This is a genomic window from Cupriavidus malaysiensis, from assembly GCF_001854325.1.
In the GTDB taxonomy this organism is placed as follows: Bacteria; Pseudomonadota; Gammaproteobacteria; order Burkholderiales; family Burkholderiaceae; genus Cupriavidus; species Cupriavidus malaysiensis.
Map to the genome: position 1 here is coordinate 1,585,608 of NZ_CP017754.1, position 16,012 is coordinate 1,601,619.

At 69.2% G+C, this 16,012-nt stretch carries 17 protein-coding genes; 9 read left to right on the forward strand and 8 right to left on the reverse strand.

Annotation, left to right across the window (positions count from 1 at the left end):
• Window positions 1-9 precede the first annotated feature (9 nt).
• Window positions 10-306 (reverse strand): hypothetical protein, encoded by a 297-nt coding sequence (locus BKK80_RS06870; protein WP_071011778.1) that lies wholly within the window; start codon window positions 304-306, stop codon window positions 10-12.
• Window positions 307-527: 221 nt separating this feature from the next.
• On the opposite strand from BKK80_RS06870, the gene BKK80_RS06875 reads away from it, so the two are divergent.
• The 3 genes from BKK80_RS06875 (at window position 528) to BKK80_RS37340 (ending at window position 2,398) form a co-directional block, all read left to right on the forward strand.
• Complete coding sequence (locus tag BKK80_RS06875; RefSeq protein WP_071068767.1) at window positions 528-839, forward strand: hypothetical protein; 312 nt, start codon at window positions 528-530, stop codon at window positions 837-839.
• A 198-nt stretch (window positions 840-1,037) separates the two neighbouring features.
• Window positions 1,038-1,940: a lipid A hydroxylase LpxO gene (gene lpxO / locus BKK80_RS06880; RefSeq protein ID WP_071011781.1), complete on the forward strand. Its 903-nt coding sequence runs from the start codon at window positions 1,038-1,040 to the stop codon at window positions 1,938-1,940.
• Window positions 1,941-2,245: 305 nt separating this feature from the next.
• Window positions 2,246-2,398: a putative hemolysin gene (locus BKK80_RS37340; protein ID WP_231907998.1), complete on the forward strand. Its 153-nt coding sequence runs from the start codon at window positions 2,246-2,248 to the stop codon at window positions 2,396-2,398.
• A 12-nt stretch (window positions 2,399-2,410) separates the two neighbouring features.
• On the opposite strand, the gene BKK80_RS06890 is transcribed toward BKK80_RS37340, so the two are convergent.
• From BKK80_RS06890 to BKK80_RS06895, 3 genes are all read right to left on the reverse strand, one after another.
• Window positions 2,411-3,934, reverse strand: a complete 1,524-nt coding sequence (locus BKK80_RS06890) for a sensor domain-containing diguanylate cyclase (protein WP_083383997.1) — start codon at window positions 3,932-3,934, stop codon at window positions 2,411-2,413.
• A gap of 197 nt (window positions 3,935-4,131) precedes the next feature.
• The gene (locus BKK80_RS36270) at window positions 4,132-4,302 is read right to left on the reverse strand and encodes a hypothetical protein (protein WP_156811168.1); all 171 of its coding nucleotides are present in this window, start codon (window positions 4,300-4,302) and stop codon (window positions 4,132-4,134) included.
• Window positions 4,303-4,375: 73 nt separating this feature from the next.
• Window positions 4,376-5,857 carry an aminotransferase-like domain-containing protein gene (locus BKK80_RS06895; RefSeq protein ID WP_071068768.1) on the reverse strand — a complete coding sequence of 494 codons (1,482 nt, stop codon included), beginning with the start codon at window positions 5,855-5,857 and terminating at the stop codon, window positions 4,376-4,378.
• Between the two features lie 175 nt (window positions 5,858-6,032).
• Here BKK80_RS06895 and BKK80_RS06900 point away from each other — a divergent pair, with 175 nt between their 5' ends.
• Both BKK80_RS06900 and BKK80_RS06905 read left to right on the forward strand, forming a co-directional pair.
• A complete protein-coding gene (locus BKK80_RS06900; protein WP_071068769.1) occupies window positions 6,033-6,383 on the forward strand; it encodes a hypothetical protein in 351 nt (116 codons plus the stop codon).
• Window positions 6,384-6,497: 114 nt separating this feature from the next.
• Window positions 6,498-8,120 (forward strand): NAD(P)/FAD-dependent oxidoreductase, encoded by a 1,623-nt coding sequence (locus BKK80_RS06905; protein WP_071011787.1) that lies wholly within the window; start codon window positions 6,498-6,500, stop codon window positions 8,118-8,120.
• Between the two features lie 37 nt (window positions 8,121-8,157).
• Here the strand turns inward: BKK80_RS06905 and BKK80_RS06910 are convergent, their stop codons facing one another.
• Window positions 8,158-9,354: a TIGR03862 family flavoprotein gene (locus tag BKK80_RS06910; RefSeq protein WP_236903745.1), complete on the reverse strand. Its 1,197-nt coding sequence runs from the start codon at window positions 9,352-9,354 to the stop codon at window positions 8,158-8,160.
• Between the two features lie 220 nt (window positions 9,355-9,574).
• Here BKK80_RS06910 and BKK80_RS06915 point away from each other — a divergent pair, with 220 nt between their 5' ends.
• Window positions 9,575-10,171, forward strand: a complete 597-nt coding sequence (locus BKK80_RS06915) for a DUF1415 domain-containing protein (RefSeq protein ID WP_071068770.1) — start codon at window positions 9,575-9,577, stop codon at window positions 10,169-10,171.
• 69 nt (window positions 10,172-10,240) lie between these two features.
• Here the strand turns inward: BKK80_RS06915 and BKK80_RS06920 are convergent, their stop codons facing one another.
• Window positions 10,241-11,071 carry a class I SAM-dependent methyltransferase gene (locus BKK80_RS06920; RefSeq protein ID WP_071011791.1) on the reverse strand — a complete coding sequence of 277 codons (831 nt, stop codon included), beginning with the start codon at window positions 11,069-11,071 and terminating at the stop codon, window positions 10,241-10,243.
• Between the two features lie 352 nt (window positions 11,072-11,423).
• Between BKK80_RS06920 and BKK80_RS06925 the strand changes: the two genes are divergently transcribed.
• The 3 genes from BKK80_RS06925 to BKK80_RS06935 all read left to right on the forward strand — a co-directional run bounded on the left by BKK80_RS06925 (window position 11,424) and on the right by BKK80_RS06935 (window position 13,184).
• Window positions 11,424-11,858 (forward strand): response regulator, encoded by a 435-nt coding sequence (locus BKK80_RS06925; RefSeq protein WP_071011792.1) that lies wholly within the window; start codon window positions 11,424-11,426, stop codon window positions 11,856-11,858.
• 66 nt (window positions 11,859-11,924) lie between these two features.
• Entirely contained in the window at window positions 11,925-12,443 is a 519-nt protein-coding gene (locus BKK80_RS06930) for a DUF1697 domain-containing protein (RefSeq protein ID WP_071068771.1), read from the forward strand.
• Window positions 12,444-12,611: 168 nt separating this feature from the next.
• Window positions 12,612-13,184 carry a DUF4337 domain-containing protein gene (locus BKK80_RS06935; protein WP_071011796.1) on the forward strand — a complete coding sequence of 191 codons (573 nt, stop codon included), beginning with the start codon at window positions 12,612-12,614 and terminating at the stop codon, window positions 13,182-13,184.
• A 342-nt stretch (window positions 13,185-13,526) separates the two neighbouring features.
• Here the strand turns inward: BKK80_RS06935 and mmsB are convergent, their stop codons facing one another.
• On the reverse strand, window positions 13,527-14,438 hold the full coding sequence (gene mmsB, locus BKK80_RS06940; protein ID WP_071068772.1) for a 3-hydroxyisobutyrate dehydrogenase: 912 nt from the start codon (window positions 14,436-14,438) through the stop codon (window positions 13,527-13,529).
• Window positions 14,439-14,469: 31 nt separating this feature from the next.
• Complete coding sequence (locus BKK80_RS06945; protein ID WP_071068773.1) at window positions 14,470-15,969, reverse strand: CoA-acylating methylmalonate-semialdehyde dehydrogenase; 1,500 nt, start codon at window positions 15,967-15,969, stop codon at window positions 14,470-14,472.
• Window positions 15,970-16,012: the final 43 nt, after the last annotated feature.

The following is a 16,012-nucleotide window of genomic DNA, read 5'->3' on the forward strand; positions in this document are numbered from 1 at the left end:
GGGGAGATCCTAGTGCGGAGGACGCTGCGGGCGCACCGGGATGGCGGCGACGCGACGCCGGGCGGGCTTGAGGCGCCGCTCCGGCCATAGCACATAATTGGTGTGCGGATCCAGCGGCTTGCCCAGATACGAAACCCAGACCTGCACGCCGTGCTCGGTCTCGGCGATGATGGCGGCAACGGCACGCGCCGCCGCAGAGGGGGATTTCAGCAGGTCCGCCAGCGCCTCGACGCCTTGGACCACATGATGCTTCACCCCCCTGAACCATGCGTACTGACGCATGGCAGATAACAGACGCTTGGTCATGGACGCTATTCCCGGACTGAATGGGACGTATGACCGCAGCATACACCGCTTTGTTCAATGCCTGCGCGAGGCAGAGGCCTGAGGATTTTCCCCAGGTCCGGGTGGCGCATTGACACCCCCGGCCCTTTGCTTTAGCGTCGATCGCAGGGGGCGCGGCCGTGCCCCCGCGCACCGTCCGGGTCGCGTCGCGACCGCCGGCGCATCGAGCAAGGAGCTTGCTGATGACCGAAGACATGCTGCTGCAGCTGATCGAGGAAGTCGAGAAGGAAGACCCGATCGACTACGCCAATCTTCCTTTCGATGACGATGCGCTGCGCGCGCTGGTGTGCCGGCTGGTGGCAGAGCGCTCGACCGAGATGGAGGCATCCGGACTGCCCCTCGAAGCCATCCTTGCCACCATGTGGGCGTCCACGGCCAAGCTGGTGCTGGAGAACCTCGTGCTGAACGCCCGCCTGCTGACGCTGCAGGGAACCCCCCAGGACGCCCAGGCCTTGATTGCCCGCATCGCGCGGCGTGCCCGCGGCGACGACTGAGCGCTCACGGCCGCGCACGCCGCCGGTGCGGTGGGTGGGGCGCCGGCCGATGCTATCGTTGACACCCATCAAGCGGCGCGGGCGCCGCACCTGTCCGTCCGTCCGCATTTCGCTAGAATACGGTCTTTCGCCCCCGGGGCGGCTCGGCCTCCGCTCGGGTGGCACGGCCGTTACGGCGGTGGCTTTGGAGGACTTCGGGTGATCAAGTGGATTATCGTCGCGGGCTATCTGGGCGCGATCCTGTACGTACATTTCCGCGGCAAGGTGCGCCTGCGCATCTGGCGCCAGCTGCTCGACCACTCGGCGGTGGTGGCACCGCTGAATTGCTTCATGTATGCCTTCTCGGGCGTGCCGCGCACGCCCTACATCCCGGTCGAGCAGTTTCCCGAGCTGGAGAAACTGCGCGCGGCCTGGCCCGAGATCCGCGACGAGGGGCTCGCGCTGGCGGCCATGCGCAAGATCAAGGCCGCCGAGAAGAACGATGACGCGGGCTTCAATTCCTTCTTCAAATATGGCTGGAAGCGCTTCTACCTGAAGTGGTACGAGGCGAACCACCCGTCGGCCGAGACGCTGTGCCCGCGCACGGTCGCGCTGCTGCGCGAGCTGCCGAGCGTGAAGGCGGCGATGTTCGCGGAACTGCCGCCGGGAGGCAAGCTGAACCCGCACCGCGATCCGTTCGCCGGGTCGCTGCGCTACCACCTGGGCCTGTCCACGCCCAATGACGACCGCTGCTTCATCGAAGTCGATGGCGAGCGCCACAGCTGGCGCGATGGCGTTGGCGTGGTGTTCGACGAAACCTACCTGCACTGGGCCGAGAACAAGAGCGAGGCCAATCGCCTGATCCTGTTCTGCGACGTCGAGCGCCCGATGCGCTTCGGCTGGGCGGCGCGGGTCAACCGCTGGCTGGGCCGCAAGCTGATGACGGCGGCAAGCTCGCCTAACGAGGAAACGGACCAGACCGGCATGATCAACCGACTGTTCCGCATCGTCTGGCTGGGCGGCCAGTACCGCCGCCGCTTCAAGGCCTGGAGCCGGCCGCTCTACTATGTGGTGAAGTTCGGCCTGATCGTGGCCGGCATTGCCCTGATCGTCTATCTGTAAGGCTGGCCGTCCCGCGCGCGCCGCGGGACGGCGCACGGCTTGCGTGCCGCAGCGAAAGCGGCCGCGGCCGGATCCTTGTCCTATCCCTATCCACTGAGCGCCCGCCTGCGCCGGGCCGCTGCGGAGCCCCTTGCATGCGTTCCTACCTGACCCTTGCCGCTGCCCTGGCAATGGCCTCCTGCGGCGGTACGGCGCCGGCTCCCGGCGCGGCTCCGGTCCGGGCGGCACCGCCGCCGCCAGCGGCAACGGCTGCGACGGTGGCCCCGGCAGCGGCCGGCCGGCCGGGGGGGCCGGCCGCGATCGGCATGCCGAATCCGGCTTCGGCCAATTGCGCACAGCGGGGTGGCACCCTCCAGATCGTCAGTTCCGCCGCCGGCCAGGCGGGTACCTGCAGCTTCCCCAACGGCAAGCAGTGCGAAGAGTGGGCCCTGTTGCGCGGCGAGTGCTCGCCCGACTGAGGGGCCGCTCCTTCAATTGCGCCGGCGATCGGTCTCCTGGGCTTCGTAGTAGGCCCGCTTGGCGGCGTACATCTGTGCGTCGGCGGCCTTGACGGTATCGCTCAGCCGCTCGCCCTGCGCGCAGGTGGCGGTGCCGAGCGACAGCGACAGCGCCGCGCCCGGGTAGAACTGGTTGTTCAATTCCAGGACCTGGGTGATCTGTTCGATGATCAGGTGAGCGCTGCGTTCGTCGGCGCCGGGCAGCAGCACCATGAACTCGTCGCCGCCGACGCGGGCGATGCAGGCCTGCTCGCCCACGGCCTTCTTCAGGACCTCGCCGGTACGGCGCAGCAGTGCATCGCCGTCGCCGTGCCCGTTCAGGTCGTTGACCTGCTTGAGCCCGTTGAGATCGAGCGCGATCACGCTGACCGGCCAGGGACCCTTGCGGCCCAGCCGCGCCAGCTCGTCCTCATAGAAGGCGCGGTTGTACAGCTTGGTCAGCACATCATGCTTGCCAAGGAATTCGACATAGGCCTCGGCCTTCTTGCGCGCGGTGATATCGGTCAGCGACACCAGCACCTGGTCCCAGTCGGCCTCACGGCCCGGGAACACCGACCATTGCATGAAGACGTCGACGGAGCGGCCGTCCAGCGCGTAGTTGATCACCTCGCGCTGCTGCCACAGCTTTTCGTGCCACAGGTCGATCAGCTGCTCGGCGAAGTGGATGCGCATGTCGTCGCGGAACACGTCGCCCAGGCGCGCCATCAGCACCTCCTTGGATGGCGCGCCGAACATCTGCAGGGTCTGCTGGTTGACGTCGATGACGCGGATCTCCTGCATGCAGCGCTGCACGAAATCGGGGTGGACGTTGAGGAAGGTGCGGAAGTCGGTGATGCCGGCCCCGCGCACCTCGTCGAGCAGCATCTTGACCGCGCTGAAATCCTCCACCCACAGCGACACCGGCGAGTGCTCGAACAGGCCGAGCGCGTATTGCTGGCTGCGCCGCAGGTCGCGCTCCACGCGCTGGCGCGCGGTGACGTCCTCGATCGACAGCAGCACGCGCGACCAGTCGTCTTCGTGCCCGGGCATCACGCGGGCTTCGAGGCGGATGTCGAGGCGTTCGCCGTCGAGCGAGTAGTTGACGGTCTGGCTGGAGAAGTGCGCCTGCCCATCCCAGAGCTGGCCCAGTTCCTCCACGTGCTGGTCGAACATATCGTCGCGGAAGATCGTGTCGAGATTGGCGACCAGGTCGGCCAGGTCGGCCGCGCGGAACAGTTCCAGGGTGCGGCGGTTGACCGCGATCACACGGATCAGCGCCGAGCAGTGCGCGACTTCCTTCGGGTGGGCGCGCAGGTGGCTGCGCAGGTCCTCGACACCTTCGGCACGCAGTGCATCGAAGCGCGCCTTGACGGCGCTGAAGTCCTCCAGCCACAGCGATACGGGCGCGAGCTGGAACAGGGAAAGGTAGTCGTCGTCGATCCGAGTGTCGTCGATCCGAGTGTCGATGTCGGTGTCGGCGCTGGTGAAGGTTGTAGTTGTTGTTGTCTGGGCTGTCATGTGAGCGGCTTCCAAAGGGTCCCGTCGGACGCGTGCCGCAGAAGGCCGGAAGGCCGGCGCCCGGTGACCGGCCGGGCAGGCAGGCGCGTCAGCGCCGTAGCATAGGGCAGGGGACGGGAATTTGGGAGCGCTGTTGCAAAAATCGGACCGGTGCCGGCCGCTGCGCGTCGCCGCCGGGCAGGGAGGCAGCGCGGGACTCAGTCGGGCCGGCCGCGGCTGGCGCGGGCCGGCGCGGGGCGGCCGCCGCGCTCGATCTCGGCGATCAGCAGCAGGGTCGTGGTCTGCAGCAGGGAGCCATCGGTGAGGTGTCGCGCCAGCGTGCGCAGGTCGTCGAGGGAGTAGGGCTGGTCCGGGGCATTGTGCGGCATGGCGTCGGATCGGGTTGATGCAAGGAATGCCCTCGATGCTAGGGTGAACCCTGATGCCCTGCCTTGCTCCAGATCATGTAAGCGTCACATTCGGGGCGGGCTCCGGCCGCGCTGCCGCCAGTCCGTTGGCAACCGCCGCCAGCTGCCGCAGCGCGTCTTCCAGCAGCGCCGAGCGCGGCGCGCCGCAGTTGACGCGCAGGAAATGGTCGAAGCGGTTGGAGTTGGAGAACATCACACCGGGCGCCACATGGATGCCTTGGCGCAATGCCAGTTCGAACAGCGTTTCCGAATCGATGCCGGCCGGCAGTTCGACCCAAAGGTGCATGCCGCCGGCCGGCGTGGACAGGCGGGTGCCGGCCGGGAAGCCGCCGGCGATGGCTTCGGCCATCCATTCGCGCTGGATGCGCAACTGGTCGCGCAGCCGCCGCAGGTGGCGCGCGAAGGCGCCGCTGCCCATGAAATCGGCCACCGCGAGCTGGGCCAGCACCTCGTTGGGGCGCGACTGGCTGAACTTGAGCATGGCCACGCGCGCCGTCCAGCGGCCTGCCGCGATCCAGCCCAGGCGCATGCCTGGCGCCAGGAACTTGTGCAGCGACGCGCAGTAGATCACGTTGCCGCTCTGGTCCCAGGACTTGGCCGCGGCCGGGCCGGTCTCGCCGTCGGCCAGCGCCGAGAAGCAGTCGTCCTCGATCAGCACGATGCCGCGCGTCTCGCACCAACGCACCAGCGCCGCCTTGTTGGCGTCGGGCATGATGCTGCCGAGCGGATTCTGCAGGGTCGGCACCACCACCACCGCCTTGATGCTGTCATAGGTCTGCGCGGCCAGTTCCAGCGCTTCCAGCGAGATGCCGCTGTGCGGACTGCAGGGGATCTCCAGTGCGCGCATGCCGAGTCCTTCGAGAATCTGCAGCAGCCCGTAGTAGGTTGGCGATTCGACCGCGATCACGTCGCCGGGGCCGGCCACGGCGCGCAGCGCCAAGTGCAGCGCCTCGGTACAGCCATGGGTGACGACGATGTCCTCGGGCGCCAGGTTGATCTGAGAGAGGAGGGCGTGGCGTGCCAGCGCGGCGCGCAGCTCGGGGTGGCCCTCGGCTTCCGGCGTGCGGCCGTAGAGCTGCGGATGCCGCCGCAGGGCCCGCGTGGTGGCGGCATTGAGCGCGGCCACCGGGTAGAGGTCGGACGCCGCGCTGAGACCGGCCAGGCTGACGCGCACGGCGTGCTGGTGGCTGCGCGCCAGGATGGCCGAGATACGCTGGTGGATGCCGACGTACTGGGCCGGGTCGGGCAGGCGCGCTTCCGGCTCGGCGATCGGCGCGGCCCGTGCCGGCTGCGGCCGGCGCCGCACGAAATAGCCCGAGCGCGGCCGCGCCTCGAGCAGCCCCTCGCGCTCGAGCTCCCGGCAGGCCTGCAGCGCGGTGGACAGGCTGACACCATGCCGTTCCATCAATTGGCGCACCGATGGCATGCGGTCTCCGGGAGTCAGCGCGCCATCGTCGATGGCGCGGCGGTAGCGCGTGGCGAGCTGGTGATAGAGCGGAAGTGTCGCGGAATCCATGCGGCATGATGGCGTCGGAGGCGCCGTGCGAACAGATACAGACAGCGAAATCTGTATCGTAACAGTGGGGGAGTCCTGGTATCTGTTGCGGTCGCTATGCCGTGCTCTTGTGCCTGTTGCGGCCGCATCGCGCTGGCTACGCTGTGCAGGTCCGAGATCACGCGAGGAGCCCCTCATGCCAGCCGATTCCGCCGCCAGCCGGCCCATCCCCCAAACGATTTCCCTGCGCGGCGGCCAGTCACTGCGCCTGTCCGCCACGCCGGGCAGCGTATTGCACGTCGCCGCCGGCCGGGCCCGGCTGCATACCGCGCCGGCCTGGCTGGCGCAGAGCATCCATCAGGCGCAGCACCGCCTGGCGGCCGGTGACGTCTACCGGATCGAGACCGCCGGCTGGATCGTCGTGGAGAGCGAGGCCGGCGCGGAACTGACGCTGCGCCAGGCGCCCGCGCGTCCCGGCAGGGTGGCGCGCCTGCTGGTCCGCTGGCCGGTCTGGGGCCTGCTGCGGCGGCCCGCCGGACGCGGCTGAGCGCCCGGCACGGCGGCCCTGTGGCGGGTCGAAAGGGGGGCTGTGCCGAAAAGCCGATAGAATTGCGCTCCGGCCGTCCCCGCTTTGTCATCCCGGCCGCTGGATTCTTTGCCCATGCTACGTCTCAGTGAAGTCAAACTCCCCCTCGAACACGTTGAAAGTGACCTCGAGGCCGCTGTGCTTTCCCATCTCGCCCAGATCGGCGTCAAGGCGGACGGCCTCGTCGGCTATACCGTGTTCCGGCGCGCGCACGACGCGCGCAAGCGCTCGGACATCAAGCTGACCTACATCATCGATATCGAGGTCAAGGACGAGGAGCGTGCGCGCCAGCGCATGGCCGGCAAGCCGCAGTGGAGCATCGCGCCCGACATGCAGTACCGCTTCGTCGCGCGCGCGCCCGAGGGCGGCACCCCGCGCCCGGTGGTGGTGGGCATGGGGCCGTGCGGCCTGCTGGCCGGGCTGCTGCTGGCGCAGATGGGCTTCCGCCCCATCATCCTGGAGCGGGGCAAGGAAGTGCGCGAGCGGACCAAGGACACCTTCGGCCTGTGGCGGCAGGGCGTGCTGAACCCGGAGTCGAACGTGCAGTTCGGCGAAGGCGGTGCCGGCACCTTCTCCGACGGCAAGCTCTACAGCCAGATCAAGGATCCGAAGCACTACGGCCGCAAGGTGCTGGAGGAGTTCGTCAAGGCCGGTGCGCCGGACGACATCCTGTACAAGGCGCGGCCGCACATCGGCACCTTCCGCCTGGTCAGCATGGTGGAAAAGATGCGTGCCGAGATCCTCGAACTGGGCGGCGAGATCCGCTTCAGCACGCGCGTGGACGACCTCGACATCGACGGCGGCAAGCTGCGCGGCGTCAAGCTCTCCACCGGCGACTACCTGCCTTGCGAGCACCTCGTGCTGGCCGTCGGCCACAGCGCGCGCGACACCTTCGAGATGCTGCATGCGCGCGGCGTGTTCATGGAGGCCAAGCCGTTCTCGCTCGGCTTCCGCATCGAGCATCCGCAGGGCCTGATCAATCGCAGCCGCTTCGGCAAGTTCGCCGGCAACAAGCTGCTGGGCGCGGCCGACTACAAGGTGGTGCACCACTGCAGCAACGGCCGCGCGGTCTACAGCTTCTGCATGTGCCCGGGGGGCACGGTGGTGGCCGCGGCCTCGGAGCCCGGCCGCGTGGTCACCAACGGCATGAGCCAGTACAAGCGTGCCGAGCGCAATGCCAATGCCGGCATCGTGGTGGGCATCTCGCCGGAGGACTATCCCGGCGGTCCGCTGGCCGGCATCGCCTTCCAGCGCCATTGGGAAGAGCGTGCCTTCGTCCTCGGCGGCAGCGACTACCGGGCACCGGGCCAGCTGGTGGGCGATTTCATCGCGCGCCGGCCGTCGACCTCGCTCGGCACGGTCGAGCCTTCGTACAAGCCGGGCGTGACGCCCACCGACTTGTCGACCGCGTTGCCGGACTACGTCATCGAGGCGATCCGCGAGGCCCTGCCCGAGATCGACAAGAAACTGCATGGCTTTGCCATGCACGATGCCGTGCTGACCGGCGTGGAAACGCGTACCTCGTCACCGCTGCGCATCCGCCGCAAGGACGACGATTACCAGAGTGTGAACGTCGAAGGTCTCTATCCCGCCGGTGAGGGTGCCGGTTATGCGGGCGGCATCTACTCGGCGGCCATCGACGGCATCGAGGTGGCGGAGGCGGTGGCCCTGGCCATTACCGGCGGCCGGCGCGGCTGAGCTCCGCCCGCCGGAGATGGCGGACCCGGCGGCGGACTCAGCGCCGGCCCAGGTAGCCGGCCGCGCCGGCTCCCGCCACCAAGCCGCTGGCGAAGCAGGCGGTCAGCAGGTAGCCCCCGGTGGGGGCCTCCCAGTCGAGCATCTCGCCGGCGCAGAACACGCCGGGCAGCGCGCGCAGCATCAGGTGCTCGTCCATTGCCTCGAAGGGCACGCCGCCGGCGCTGCTGATCGCTTCGTCGATGGGACGGGGCCGCAGCAGGCGCAGCGGCAGCGCCTTGATCGCGGCCGCCAGCGCTGCCGGATCGTTCATCGCCTCCTTCGGCAGGCACTCGCGCAGCAGTCCCGCCTTGACCCCCGTGATGCCCAGCCGGCTCTGCAGGTGGCTGGAGAGCGAGCGCGCGCCGCGCGGACGCGCCACTTCGTCGGCCACGCGCCGCGCCTCCAGCCCGGGCGCCAGGTCGAGGCGGATCTCGACCGCGCCGTCGCGCACGATGCGGTCGCGTATCGGCGCCGACAGCGCGTAGACCAGGCTGCCTTCGATGCCGCCGGCCGTGACCACGCATTCGCCTTGCCGATAGAGTTCGCTGCCGTCCGGCCCCTGCAGGCCGATGGCCACGGATTTGAGGGGATGGCCGGCGAAGCGCTCGCGGAAGTGCGCGCTCCAGTCCACGTCGAAGCCGCAGTTGGCCGGCTGCAGCGGCGCGGTGCCGATGCCGCGCGCGGCCAGCAGCGGCACCCAGGCGCCATCGGAGCCCAGCCTGGCCCAGCTGCCGCCGCCCAGCGCCAGCACCACGGCGCCGGCATCGGCATGGACTTCGCCGTCGGGCGTGGCGAAGCGCAGGCGCTGGCCGCCGGCCACCGCGCCTTCGCTCCAGCCCAGCCAGCGGTGGCGCATGCGGAAGGTCACGCCGGCCTCGCGCAACTGATGCAGCCAGGCGCGCAGCAGCGGTGCGGCCTTCATGTCGGTGGGGAAGACCCGTCCCGAGCTGCCGACGAAGGTCTCGATGCCGAGGCCGTGCGCCCACTCGCGCAGCGCCTGCGGGCCGAAAGCGGCGAGCAGCGGCGCGATGTCCGCGCTGCGGCTGCCGTAGCGGGCCAGGAAGGCCGGCGCCGCTTCCGCGTGGGTCAGGTTCATGCCGCCCTTGCCGGCCATCAGGAACTTGCGCCCGACCGAGGGCATGGCATCGAACAACGTGACGGCCAGGCCGCTTTGTGCCAGCCGCTGCGCCGCCATCAGGCCGGCCGGGCCGCCGCCGACCACGGCCACCGCGCGGCGCTCGCCCGCATGCGGTGCGCCGGCGTGGCCGGGATCACCCAGGTGGCGTGGGGTAGTGGTGTCAGGCTGGTCTGCAGTGGGCATCGAGGTGGTCGGGGAGAGGCGCGCGCTGGCGCTTGCGCGGCGGATTATATCGGGTGGCGGGGGTAGAATCGGGGCCCGTACCGAGCTTGCTTCCATGTCCGACCTGCCTTCTCCGGCTGCCCCTGGCAGCGCCACTCCTGCCGGCGACGATGCCGTGCTCGCCGCCACACGCCACTGGCTGACGCGCGCTGTCATCGGGCTCAATCTGTGCCCCTTCGCCAAGGGCGTGCACGTCAAGGGCCAGATCCGCTACGCCATCAGCGCCGCGCGCACGGCGCCTGAGGTGCTCGACGACCTCGAGCGCGAACTGAAGCTGCTGGCGGAGGCCGATCCGGAGCAGGTCGACACCACCCTGCTGATCGTGCCGCATGCCCTGAACGAATTCCTCGAGTACAACGACTTCCTGTACTTCGCCGAGCGCCTGCTGGCCAGCCTGGGGCTGGACGGTACGCTGCAGATCGCCAGCTTCCACCCCGAGTACCAGTTCGCCGGCAGCGAGCCGGACGATGTCGAGAACTGCACCAACCGCTCGCCTTACCCCATCCTGCACCTGCTGCGCGAAGACAGCATCGCGCGCGCGGCCGAGGCGTTTCCCGACGCGGCGGACATCTACGAGCGCAACCAGGAAACCATGCGCCGCCTGGGCCTGGCCGGCTGGCACGAGTGGATGCGGGAGCCGTCCGGCGACTGACGACCGGGGCGCCGGCAGGCGCATCGCGCTGGCGCAGGCAATGGTGCAGGCGCCTGCCCGGGAGCCCGTTCAGGCCGGCGCGAAGAAGCGTTCACGCAGTTCTTCCAGGCCCAGCGAGTCGATCACGCTGGCCAGCCGCTCGGCCGGGCGGCGGCGCGGCAGGTCCTTGTACTGGGCGATGATCAGCTCGTTCTTCATCGAGTGTTCCCAGCCCACCAGCTCGGTCACCGTCACCTGATAGCCGTGTGCCTCCAGTTGCAGGCAGCGCAGCACATTGGTCAGCTGGCTGCCGAATTCGCGCGTGTGCAGCGGATGGCGCCAGAGCTCCGTGAGCGGATTGCCGGCCAGCAGCTTGCCCTTGTGCTTGCGCAGCACGCTGGCCACCTCGGCCTGGCAGCAAGGCACCAGCACGATGTGGTGGGCGTGCTTGTGCAGGGCGAAGCGGATGGCATCGTCGGTGGCCGTGTTGCAGGCGTGCAGGGCGGTGACCACGTCGACCGTGGCAGGCAGCGCGTCGGAGGTGATCGAGTCGGCCACCGACAGGTCGAGGAAGGACATGCCGGGGAAACCCAGCCGCGCTGCCAGCTCGCGCGAGCTCTGCACCAGTTCCTCGCGGGTCTCGATGCCGTAGATGTGCGAGGCGTCCTGCAGCGTCTTGAAGAACAGGTCGTAGAGGATGAAGCCCAGGTAGGACTTGCCGGCGCCGTGGTCGACCAGCGTGACCTGGCCGCACGCCTGCTTGCGCTCCTGCAGCAGGGGCTCGATGAACTGGAACAGGTGGTAGACCTGCTTGAGCTTGCGCCGGCTGTCCTGGTTCATCTTGCCGTCGCGGGTCAGGATGTGCAGGGCCTTGAGCAATTCGATCGACTGGCCGGGGCGGATTTCGTGGGTATTCGACATGAAGCGGGAGGATGGGCCGCGCGCGGCGCGGCGCCGGGCTGGCGTGCGCGGCAGGGCGAGCGATGTCCGCCAGTTTACCGAAAGCGGCGGCGCTTGGCAGGCGCGGAGGCGGCCGGATGGGGACGCCGCCGTAACGCGTTACGTGACACGTAACGCCGGCGCCGCACGCGGCCGGTGGCTTGGCGCCCCCGCCGGCGCCCGCCCATGCCCCGCCAGGCCAGGCGCGGCAAGGCCTGGCGCCGCACGACACGGTGCCCCCGCGTGGGCGCGGCGCTCTGGCACGCCGATTGCAGAATCCTGCGCAGGGGAGCGGTGGCATCCGCCGCTGACGACAAAGACGAGGAGCAGGGAAATGAGAGCGATCGTGCTGGAGAGCCACCCGCTGATGCGCATGGGACTGCAGAGCCTGCTGCGGCAATTGCCGGAACTGGATGTGGTGATCGGGCTGGAGCCCTACGATTTCGACGTCGTCGACGGCGGCGGCTACGAAACGGCGCTGCTGGTGTACAGCATGGCGGACGATGCCAGCGACAACGCCCACCTGCTGCGCTGCTGGCGCGCGCGCATGCCCGGCGCCCGCGTGCTGGTGCTGTGCGACAACATGTGGATGTGCCAGGCGGAGGCGGATTTTCCCTGGGGTGGCCACCTGAGCCTGCCGAAGACGGCATCGCTGCCGACGCTGGAGGCGGCGGTGCGGCGGCTGCTCGAACTGGACGCCGAGCAGCCGGCGGCACTCGCCTGCCGTAATCCGTGGATGCCGCCGGCACGGGTGGCGTCGCACCGCTAGTCCATTGCGTCAGGCGCAGCCGACGGTGGCCCGGGCCATGCGGTCCGGGCGGCGTAGAATGGCGCGATGCCTACCACTACCTATATCGCCCTGCTGCGCGCCGTCAATGTCGGCGGCACCGGCAAGCTGCCGATGGCGGAACTGCGCGCGCTTTGCGAGGGCCTCGGCTTTAGCGGCGCGCGTACCTATATCGCCAGCGGCAATGTGGTGTTCCGCAGTGAACTGAAGGAAGCGGCCGTCAAGGCCGCGCTGGAAGAGGCGCTGGCCGCCTATGCCGGCAAGCCCGTGGGTGTGCTGGTGCGCACCGGCGCCGAGATGGCGGCCGTGCTGGCAGCCAATCCCTTTGCGCAGGCGGCGCCCAACCGTACCGTCGCCATCTTCCTGGACGCGGCGCCGCCTGCCGATGCGGCGCGCAAGGCCAGCGGGCTGAAGGACGAGCAGATCGCCCTGGGTACGCGCGAGATCTACGTGCACTATGGGTCGGGCATGGCGGCTTCGAAGCTGAAGGTTCCCGCGGCGCAGGCCGGCACGGCGCGCAATATGAACACCGTCGCCACACTGGCGCACTGGGCTTGCGATGCTTGAGCGGCCCGGCGGTGGGCGTGTTCACGTGTGCGTGTGCTGCCGCATGCCGGCCGGCCGCACTCCAGTGCCGCGGCCAACCATCGCATGGCAGCATCGAGGCAGGGACTTGCCTGGACCGATGACGCGGTAGATATTAGCGGCATCGAGCGGCCAGTCCGGAGGAGGGGGATGCCGGAAGAATTCGAGGTGCATGGTGCCCATGACGACGCGCTCGACCGCGCCGCCGAGGCCGGGGCGTTCGATCCGCTGGCGGGCCGCATCGCGGTCATGACGGCAATCCTGTCGACGATCGGCGCGGTCTTCGGGTATCAAGGCGGGGCCACCCAGAACGAAGCACTGTTGCTGAAGAACCAGGCCGCCATCCACAAGACCGAAGCGGCCAACCAGTGGGCCTACTACCAGGCCAAGGGGCAGGCGGAGGCCATCGCGGAACTGAGCGCGCAGTTACCCGGCGTCGACCATGAGCGGGCCGCGCGGGAAGCAAAGCGCTACGCGATGGAACGCGAGCAGATCCGCCTGAAGGCCGAGTCGTTCGAGAAGGCCGCGCGGGATGCGGACGAGGCCAGCGAGAAGACAGTGCACAGCCACCATCGCTGGGCGCAGGCATTGGTCGCCACGCAGGTGGCCATCGCCATGGCGGCCATCACCATCCTCACGCGGCGCAGGTGGCTGCAACTCGTCTCGTATGGGATCGGAGCGGTCGGCCTGGTGCTCGGCGTGCTTGCCTGGCTTCGCTTCTAGTGTCCTGGATCACAAATTCGTTGACTAAGTCCGCCCTGAGTCCGTCGATGGGCCGCGCGATGCGTCGTCACGAATGCTCGCAAGGCTCCAGCCTTGCTGCGCTTCGTTCCTGGCCTCGCACGTCTTCTCGGCAGGCTTAGTGATTCCACGAATTCACGAACCAGCACACTGGCTGGTGACGGGACGGCCATCCGGCGAGGTCGAGGCTGGCTGGAGCGATCGTGGCCGGATGGAACGGCCGGGCGCGAAGAAGCCGTTGTCGGCCTGGCATGAGCCGCCATCGACGTAAAGCAGGGCGCGCGGGCACCAGGGCAGGCTTGTGCGGCATGATGCCCGCGCCGCCTACCTGACCGCCAGCGCCTGCTCCAGCATCACCGGATCCGCGAACACGCTGGAGAAGTCCAGCGGCCCGTGGCCGTTGGCGCGGTGTACTTCGAAGATGCGCCGCGCCAGGTCGCCCAGCGGTGCGGCCACGCCGCTCGCCGCTGCGGCGGCGTGCGCCAGGCGCAGGTCCTTGGCCATCAGGTCCGTGGCGAAGCCTCCCGTATAGCCGCGCGAGGCCGGGGCCGATTCCATCACGCCCGGGCAGGGGTTGTACACCTCGAGCGTCCAGTTGCGTCCCGAACTCTGCTGCATGACGGCCGAGACCACCTTCGGGTCGAGCCCGTTGGCGATGCCCAGCCGTAGCGCTTCGCTGGTGCCGGCCATCAGGATGCCCAGCAGCATGTTGTTGCACAGCTTGAGCGTCTGCCCGGCGCCCAGCGGCCCGCCATGGTGGATGGCTCGCCCCATCGATGCCAGCAGCGGCCGCATGCGCTCGACCAGCGCCGCGTCGCCGCCGACCATGAAGGTGAGCGTGCCGGCCGCGGCGCCCGCGGTGCCGCCCGACACCGGTGCATCGAGCAGGGCCGTGCCCGGGCGCGCCTGCGCCGCGATCTGGCGCGGCACGTCCGGCGGCACCGTGCTGCTGTCGAGCAGCACCGCGTGCGGCGCGGCATGCGCGAGAATGCCGTCCGGTCCGCCGTAGGCGGCCAGCACGTGCTCGCCCGCCGGCAGCATCGTGATGACCACGTCGGCATCGCGCACGGCGTCGGCGATCGAGCTGGCCGCCTGTCCGCCTTGCGCGGCCAGGCGTTCCCGTGCCGCGCCCGACAGGTCGAAGCCGCGCACGGCGTGTCCGGCCTTGACGAGATTGGCAGCCATCGGGCCGCCCATATTGCCGAGGCCGATGAAGGCGATTCTCTGTGTGGTCATGACGGTCTCCCGTGTTCGCATCAGGCTGGCATCACTTCAGCGTGATGGTCGTATTCACGCCGGCCGGCCCCGTGCCGCGCGCCTGCCAGCGTGCCGTCACCGTCTTGGTCTGCGTCCAGAACAGGATCGCCTGCTTGCCATTGGGGCCGAGGTCGCCCAGTTTCGATGCGCGCGAGCCCGTAAAGCTGAACCATGCCACCGGCACGGGAATCGGCAGGTTGATGCCGACCTGGCCGACGTCGATCTCGTTCTGGAACTGGCGCGCCGCACCGCCGTCCTGCGTGAACAGCGCCACGCCGTTGCCGTTCGGATTGGCATTGATGAGGTCGATGGCCGCGTCGAGCGTGTCGACGCCCGTCATGCACAGCACCGGCCCGAAGACCTCCTCGCGGTAGATCGACATGCCGGCGGTTACGCCATCGAACACCGTCGGCCCGATGAAGTTGCCCTCGGGCGCCTGCGCCACGCTGTGGCCGCGGCCGTCGAGCAGCAGCTTGGCGCCTTCTTCCACGCCGGCGCCGATCAGGCGCTCGATGCGCGAACGCGCGCTCTTCGAGACCACGGGGCCGAGGTCCGCGCTGCGGTCCGTGCCCGGGCCCACCTTGAGCTTGCGCGCACGCTCGACGATCTCGGACACCCACTCGCGCGCCTCGCCCACCAGCACGGCCACCGAGGTTGCCATGCAGCGCTGGCCCGCCGCGCCGAATGCCGCGCCCAGCAGGTGGTTGATGGCCTGCTCGCGATCGGCGTCGGGCAGGATCACGCAATGGTTCTTCGCGCCCATCATCGCCTGGCAGCGCTTGCCGGCGTCCGACGCGCGGCGGTAGAGCTGCGTGCCCACATGCGTCGAGCCGATGAACGACACGGCCTTGATGTCCGGGTGCTCGCACAGGGCATTGGCGATGTCCGGCCCGCCGTGCACCACGTTGAGCACACCCGGCGGCAGCCCGGCTTCGAGCGCCAGCTCGGCCAGCCGCAGCGACGCGCTCGGGTCTTGTTCCGAGGGCTTGAGTACGAACGTATTGCCGCACGCCACCGCCAGCGGGAACATGAAGCACGGCAGCATCACCGGGAAGTTGAACGCGGTGATGCCGGCGCAGACGCCGAGCGGCTCGATGAGCGTGTAGACGTCGATGCCGCCGGCGGCATTCTGCGCGTATTCGCCGAGCTGCAGCGATGCGATCGAACAGGCGTGCTCCACCACCTCCAGGCCGCGTCCCACCTCGCCCTCCGCGTCGGGCAGTGTCTTGCCGTGCTCGCGGGTGATCAGCGCCGCCAGCTCGGCGGTGTGATCGCGCAGCAGTTGCTGGAACCGCAGCATGATGCGCATGCGCGCCGCTTGCGAGGTGTTGCGCCACGTCTTGTACGCGGCCTTGGACGAGGCGATGGCCGCGTTCAGTTCGTCTGCCGTCGCGAACGGCACGCGCGCGACCACTTCCTGCGTGGCCGGGTTGATGACATCGCGCCACTCGGTGGTCTTCGATTCGACCCGCTTGCCGTCGATCAGCAGCGGGAGGGTCGGAATGGACATGGATCGCTCTCCTGGGAAAACCGGATCAGATGCTCAATCAAGA